The sequence below is a fragment of the Delftia sp. ZNC0008 genome (genome assembly GCF_000799035.1).
GTDB classification, from domain to species: Bacteria; Pseudomonadota; Gammaproteobacteria; order Burkholderiales; family Burkholderiaceae_C; genus Comamonas; species Comamonas tsuruhatensis.
Genome location: NZ_JTKZ01000773.1, coordinates 1 through 6,523 on the forward strand (window position 1 = coordinate 1; position 6,523 = coordinate 6,523).

The 6,523-nt window shown below is 62.6% G+C and carries 4 protein-coding genes; all 4 read left to right on the forward strand.

The annotated features are described in order from the left end of the window. Positions 1-394: 394 nt before the first annotated feature. The 4 genes from tig to lon all read left to right on the forward strand — a co-directional run bounded on the left by tig (position 395) and on the right by lon (position 6,354). Positions 395-1,705 carry a trigger factor gene (tig, locus tag L995_RS24970; protein ID WP_016445087.1) on the forward strand — a complete coding sequence of 437 codons (1,311 nt, stop codon included), beginning with the start codon at positions 395-397 and terminating at the stop codon, positions 1,703-1,705. Between the two features lie 135 nt (positions 1,706-1,840). Beyond that, positions 1,841-2,449 carry an ATP-dependent Clp endopeptidase proteolytic subunit ClpP gene (gene clpP / locus L995_RS24975; RefSeq protein ID WP_016445088.1) on the forward strand — a complete coding sequence of 203 codons (609 nt, stop codon included), beginning with the start codon at positions 1,841-1,843 and terminating at the stop codon, positions 2,447-2,449. Positions 2,450-2,556: 107 nt separating this feature from the next. Further along, complete coding sequence (gene clpX, locus L995_RS24980) at positions 2,557-3,819, forward strand: ATP-dependent Clp protease ATP-binding subunit ClpX (protein ID WP_012204530.1); 1,263 nt, start codon at positions 2,557-2,559, stop codon at positions 3,817-3,819. Between the two features lie 120 nt (positions 3,820-3,939). Continuing rightward, complete coding sequence (gene lon, locus L995_RS24985; RefSeq protein WP_016445089.1) at positions 3,940-6,354, forward strand: endopeptidase La; 2,415 nt, start codon at positions 3,940-3,942, stop codon at positions 6,352-6,354. The last annotated feature ends 169 nt before the right edge of the window (positions 6,355-6,523 follow it).

Here is a 6,523-nt window from a genome sequence, read left to right on the forward strand (position 1 = left end):
GATTCCCGCAAAATCAGCGTAAGTAGTTGATTTTTCAAGAGAGTCGCCCCGCCCCCCGCGCACCACGCACCAACGCCGCTCAACTGCGGCGAACACTGCTCAAGCCCGCTTCCTGCAGAGGAGGCGCATTGGCCAGGCGGATTGCGGGATTCCCCTGCAAGAGCGCGCGTCCGGAGGTTAAAACCGCCTCGTTTATAATGTCCGGCTTCGCTTACATCACGGGTTGAGCGAACCATGTGCGGTCCCCAGCGGCCAGGCGCATGTGATGTAAGCCCTTGAAATCTGAGGTGCCGCGCGGCCGACTGGCTTTGGCTCGCGTTGCACCGTGACTTTTGCGCAATACGGTGCGGGCTGTACAGCAGCCGGCACGGTCCAATCCCTCATAGGAACAAACATGGCCGTTACTGTTGAAACCCTTGAAAAGCTCGAGCGCAAGATCACGCTGAGCCTGCCCCTGAACTCCATCCAGAGCGAAGTCGAGAACCGCCTCAAGCAAGTGGCGCGCACCGTGAAGATGGACGGCTTCCGTCCCGGCAAGGTGCCGATGAGCGTGGTGGCCCAGCGTTATGGCTACTCGGTGCAGTACGAAGTGCTCAACGACAAGGTTGGCGAGGCTTTTGCACAGGCCGTCAACGAAGCCAAGCTGCGCGTGGCTGGCCAGCCCCGCATCTCCGAAAAGGAAGGCGCTCCCGAGGGCGAGGCCCAGTTCGAAGCCATCTTCGAAGTGATGCCTGAAGTCAAGATCGGTGACCTGACCTCGGCCGAAGTCGAGAAGCTGACGGCCGAAGTGGACGACGCCGCCATCGACAAGACCGTGGACATTCTGCGCAAGCAGCGCCGCACCTTCGCGCAGCGCGCCCAGGCCGATGTGGCCGTGGACGGCGACCGCGTGACCGTGGACTTCGAAGGCAAGATCGACGGCGAGACCTTCTCCGGTGGCAAGGCTGAAGACTTCCAGTTCCTGGTCGGCGAAGGCCAGATGCTCAAGGAATTCGAAGACGCAGTGCGCGGCATGAAGGCCGGCGAGTCCAAGACCTTCCCCCTGGCTTTCCCCGCTGACTACCACGGCAAGGACGTGGCCGGCAAGACCGCCGACTTCCTGGTGACGGTCAAGAAGATCGAGGCCGCCAACCTGCCCGAAGTGGACGAGGCTTTTGCCAAGGCCCTGGGCGTGGCTGAAGGCACGGTCGAAGGCCTGCGCGCCGACATCAAGAAGAACCTGGAGCGTGAAGTCAAGTTCCGCGTCCAGGGCCGCAACAAGCAGGCCGTGATGGACGCGCTGGTGTCCAAGGCCGAGCTGGAACTGCCCAAGGCCTCGGTGCAGGCTGAAGTCGCCCGTCTGCTGGAAGGCGCTCGCGCCGAGCTGCAGCAGCGCGGCATCAAGGACGCCGACAAGGCCGAGATCCCTGAAGACGTGTTCCTGCCCCAAGCCGAGCGCCGCGTGCGCCTGGGCCTGGTGGTGGCCGAGCTGGTGCGCGCCAACGAGCTGCACGCCACCCCCGAGCAGATCAAGGCCCACGTGGAAGAGCTGGCCGCCAGCTACGAAAAGCCCGAAGACGTGGCACGCTGGTACTTCGGCGACCGCCAACGCCTGGCTGAAGTCGAAGCCGTTGTCATCGAAAACAACGTGACCGAGTTCGTGCTGGGCAAGGCCAAGGTCTCCGACAAGGCCGTGTCCTTCGACGAACTGATGGGCCAGGCCTGAGGGTTTGAGCACCGCCTGCCTGCCGCTTCGTGAGATCGGCGGGCGGGTTGGCATCTGCGGGGCTTGTGCTTTGGCGCACAAGCCCCATTTTCTTTCCGGATACGGCTAAAGTAGCCCCCTAGTACTGGAGAAAACATGAGCGCATTGGAAACTCAGGGTTTGGGCATGATCCCAATGGTCATCGAACAGTCCGGCCGCGGAGAGCGGTCGTACGACATCTACTCGCGCCTGCTCAAGGACCGGGTGATCTTCCTGGTGGGCCCTGTCAATGACCAGACGGCCAACCTCGTCGTGGCCCAGCTGCTGTTCCTTGAAAGCGAAAACCCCGACAAGGACATTTCGTTCTACATCAACAGCCCCGGCGGCTCCGTAAGCGCCGGCCTGGCCATCTTCGACACGATGAACTTCATCAAGCCCGATGTGTCCACGCTGTGCACCGGCATTGCAGCCAGCATGGGTGCCTTCCTGCTGGCCGCTGGCACCAAGGGCAAGCGCTTTGCGCTGCCCAATTCCCAGGTCATGATCCACCAGCCGCTGGGCGGCATGCAGGGCCAGGCCACCGAGATCGAGATCCACGCCCGCGAGATCCTCAAGACCCGCGAGCGCCTGAACAAGATCCTGGCCGAGCGCACGGGCCAACCGCTGGAAAAGATCCAGCACGACACCGAGCGCGACTACTTCCTGTCCGCCGACGAAGCCAAGGACTACGGCCTGGTCGATCAGGTGATCAACAAGCGCTCCTGAAGCCCGGAGGCTGTATGAGAATGGGCGGCGTTTTCCCCCTACGGAAAACGCCGCTTTCCATTTGGTTATCATCCTTTTCCATATTTCTGTAACAAGGCACCGACCCCATGGCCGAGAAAAAAGGCTCCTCCAGCGAAAAAAACCTTTATTGCACCTTCTGCGGCAAGAGCCAGCATGAGGTCAAGAAGCTGATCGCGGGTCCGTCAGTCTTTATCTGCGACGAGTGCATCGATCTCTGCAACGAGATCATCCGCGACGAGCAGCCCAGCACCGAGGCCAAGGACGGCCGAGGCGACCTGCCCACGCCCGCCGAAATCAAGGCCAACCTGGACAACTACGTGATCGGCCAGGACCTGCCCAAGCGCACGCTGGCTGTCGCCGTATACAACCACTACAAGCGCCTGCGTCACAAGGACAAGGCCGGCAAGGACGAGATTGAGCTGGCCAAGAGCAACATCCTGCTCATCGGTCCCACGGGCTCCGGCAAGACGCTGCTGGCGCAGACGCTGGCGCGCATGCTCAACGTTCCCTTCGTCATGGCCGATGCCACCACGCTGACCGAGGCCGGCTACGTGGGCGAGGACGTCGAGAACATCATCCAGAAGCTGCTGCAAAGCTGCGAATACGACGTCGAGCGTGCGCAGCGCGGCATCGTCTACATCGACGAGATCGACAAGATCTCGCGCAAGTCCGACAACCCCAGCATCACGCGTGACGTGTCGGGCGAGGGCGTGCAGCAGGCCCTGCTCAAGCTCATCGAAGGCACCATGGCCAGCGTGCCCCCGCAAGGTGGCCGCAAGCATCCGAACCAGGACTTCCTGCAGATCGACACGACCAACATCCTGTTCATCTGCGGTGGCGCGTTCGCGGGCCTGGAGAAGGTCATCGAGAACCGTACCGAGGCGTCGGGCATCGGCTTTGGCGCCACGGTCAAGAGCAAGAAGCAGCGCTCCATCTCGGAAGTGTTCCAGGAGATCGAGCCTGAAGACCTGATCAAGTTCGGCATCATCCCCGAGCTGGTCGGCCGCATGCCCGTGGTCACGGCCCTGGCCGAACTGGGTGAAGACGCCCTGGTGCAGATCCTGACCGAGCCCAAGAACGCCCTGGTCAAGCAGTACAGCAAGCTGCTGGCCATGGAAGGCGTGGAGCTGGAGATCCGGCCCGCCGCGCTCAAGGCCATCGCCCGCAAGGCGCTGGCGCGCAAGACGGGTGCGCGTGGCCTGCGCTCCATCCTGGAGCAATCGCTGATCGGCACCATGTACGAACTGCCCAATGCCGACAATGTCGAGAAGGTGGTGGTGGACGAGTCCACCATCGAAGACGGAAAAGCACCGCTGCTGGTTTACCGCGAGGCGGCCAAGAAAGCCTGATGCGCCGCTGCCTGCAAAGGTCCGGCAGCGCAAGTCCCTGTGGCCCGAAATCCTTTCGGGCTGCGGGGTTGAAATACACCGGTGGGCGGACCATCTTCCGCTGACAAACCGAGGATTCCCATGTCAGGACATACCCCTTTGCCTTCCACCCCCCTAGACCTGGCGCTGCTGCCGCTGCGCGATGTGGTCGTGTTCCCCCACATGGTGATCCCGCTGTTCGTGGGCCGCGCCAAGAGCATCAAGGCGCTGGAGCTGGCCATGGAGGGCGACCGCCGCATCATGCTGGTGGCCCAGAAGACCGCCTCCAAGGACGAGCCCACGGCGGCCGACATGTTCGACGTCGGCTGCGTCTCCACCATCTTGCAGATGCTCAAGCTGCCCGACGGCACGGTCAAGGTGCTGGTCGAAGGCCAGCAGCGCGCGCTGGTCAAGCAGGTCATGGATGAAGAGACCCACTTCGTGGGCTCCGTCGTGCCCGTGGCGCCCGAGGCCGAAACCCACAAGCCCAGCGAGATCGAAGCCCTGCGCCGCGCCGTGACGCAGCAGTTCGACCAGTACGTCAAGCTCAACAAGAAGATCCCGCCCGAGATCCTCACCTCCATCGCCAGCATCGACGATGCCGGCCGCCTGGCCGACACCATCGCCGCGCACCTGCCGCTCAAGCTCGAGAACAAGCAGGCCGTGCTCGACCTGGTGGACATCAAGGAGCGCCTGGAAAACCTGTTCGAGCAGCTGGACCGGGAGGTCGACATCCTCAATGTCGACAAGCGCATCCGTGGTCGCGTCAAGCGCCAGATGGAAAAGAACCAGCGCGACTTCTATTTGAACGAGCAGGTCAAGGCCATCCAGAAGGAGCTGGGCGAGGGCGAGGACGGCGCCGACATCGAAGAGATCGAAAAGAAGATCAAGCTCGCTCGCATGCCTGCCGAGGCGCGCAAGAAGGCCGAGGCCGAGCTCAAGAAGCTCAAGCTCATGTCGCCCATGTCGGCCGAAGCCACCGTGGTGCGCAACTACATCGATGTGCTCACGGGCCTGCCCTGGAGCAAGAAGACCAAGATCAAGCACGACCTGGCCAATGCCGAGGAGGTGCTCAATGCCGACCACTTCGGCCTTGAAAAGGTCAAGGACCGCATCCTTGAATATCTTGCCGTGCAGCAACGCGTGGACAAGGTCAAGGCGCCCATCCTGTGCCTGGTCGGACCTCCGGGCGTGGGCAAGACCTCGCTGGGCCAGTCCATCGCCAAGGCCACGGGCCGCAAGTACGTCCGCATGGCGCTGGGCGGCATGCGTGACGAGGCGGAAATCCGCGGCCACCGCCGCACCTACATCGGCGCCATGCCGGGCAAGGTGCTGCAAAGCCTGGACAAGGTCGGCACGCGCAACCCGCTGTTCCTCCTGGACGAAATCGACAAGCTCGGCATGGACTTCCGTGGCGATCCGTCGAGCGCCCTGCTGGAAGTGCTGGACCCCGAGCAGAACCACACCTTCGGCGATCACTACGTCGAAGTGGACTTCGACCTCAGCGACGTGATGTTCGTGGCGACCTCCAACTCCATGAACATCCCGCCCGCGCTGCTGGACCGCATGGAAGTGATCCGCCTGTCGGGTTACACCGAGGACGAAAAGGTCAACATCGCCATCCGCTACCTGCTGCCCAAGCAGATCACCAACAACGGTGTGAAGGAAGGCGAGATGCGGGTGGAGGAATCCGCCATCCGCGACATCGTGCGCTACTACACGCGAGAGGCCGGCGTGCGTTCGCTGGAACGCGAGCTGTCCAAGATCTGCCGCAAGGTCGTCAAGGGCCTGCAGCTCAAGAAGCTGGAGCCCACCGTCGTCGTCACTGCCGACAACCTGCCTGACTACCTGGGTGTTCGCAAGTACACCTATGGCCGTGCCGAACTGAACAACCAGATCGGCCAGGTCGTGGGTCTTGCCTGGACCGAGGTCGGCGGCGATCTGCTGACCATCGAGGCCGCCATCATGCCCGGCAAGGGCGTGATCTCGCGCACCGGCTCGCTGGGCGACGTGATGAAGGAATCGGTCGAAGCCGCGCGCACCGTGGTGCGCAGCCGCTCGCGCATGCTGGGCATCAAGGACGAGGCCTTCGAGAAGAAGGACATCCACGTGCACGTGCCCGATGGCGCCACCCCCAAGGACGGCCCCAGCGCGGGTGCGGCCATGACGACGGCCTTCGTCTCTGCGCTGACGGGTATCCCGGTGCGTGCCGATGTCGCCATGACTGGTGAAATCACGCTGCGCGGTGAGGTCACCGCCATCGGCGGCCTCAAGGAAAAGCTGCTGGCGGCCCTGCGTGGCGGCATCAAGACGGTGCTGATTCCCGAAGAGAACGTCAAGGACCTCCAGGAGATCCCCGACAACGTCAAGAGCGGCCTGGAAATCATTCCCGTCAAGTGGATCGACCAGGTCCTCAAGGTGGCGCTGGAACGTGTGCCAGAGCCTCTGTCCGACGAGGAGGCCGCCGCCGTGGCCCCGGCGGAAACCAAGGCTGTGGAGCCTGCAGTCAAGCACTGAAGATGAAAAAATGTAGCGTTTTTCCTGAACCCTCCAAGAACTACGCTACAATTCATCCCATCGCAGCAAACGACGTTGTAGAATGTCAGGCTTCGATAGAAACGCGGGAATAGCTCAGTTGGTAGAGCGCAACCTTGCCAAGGTTGAGGTCGACGGTTCGAACCCGTTT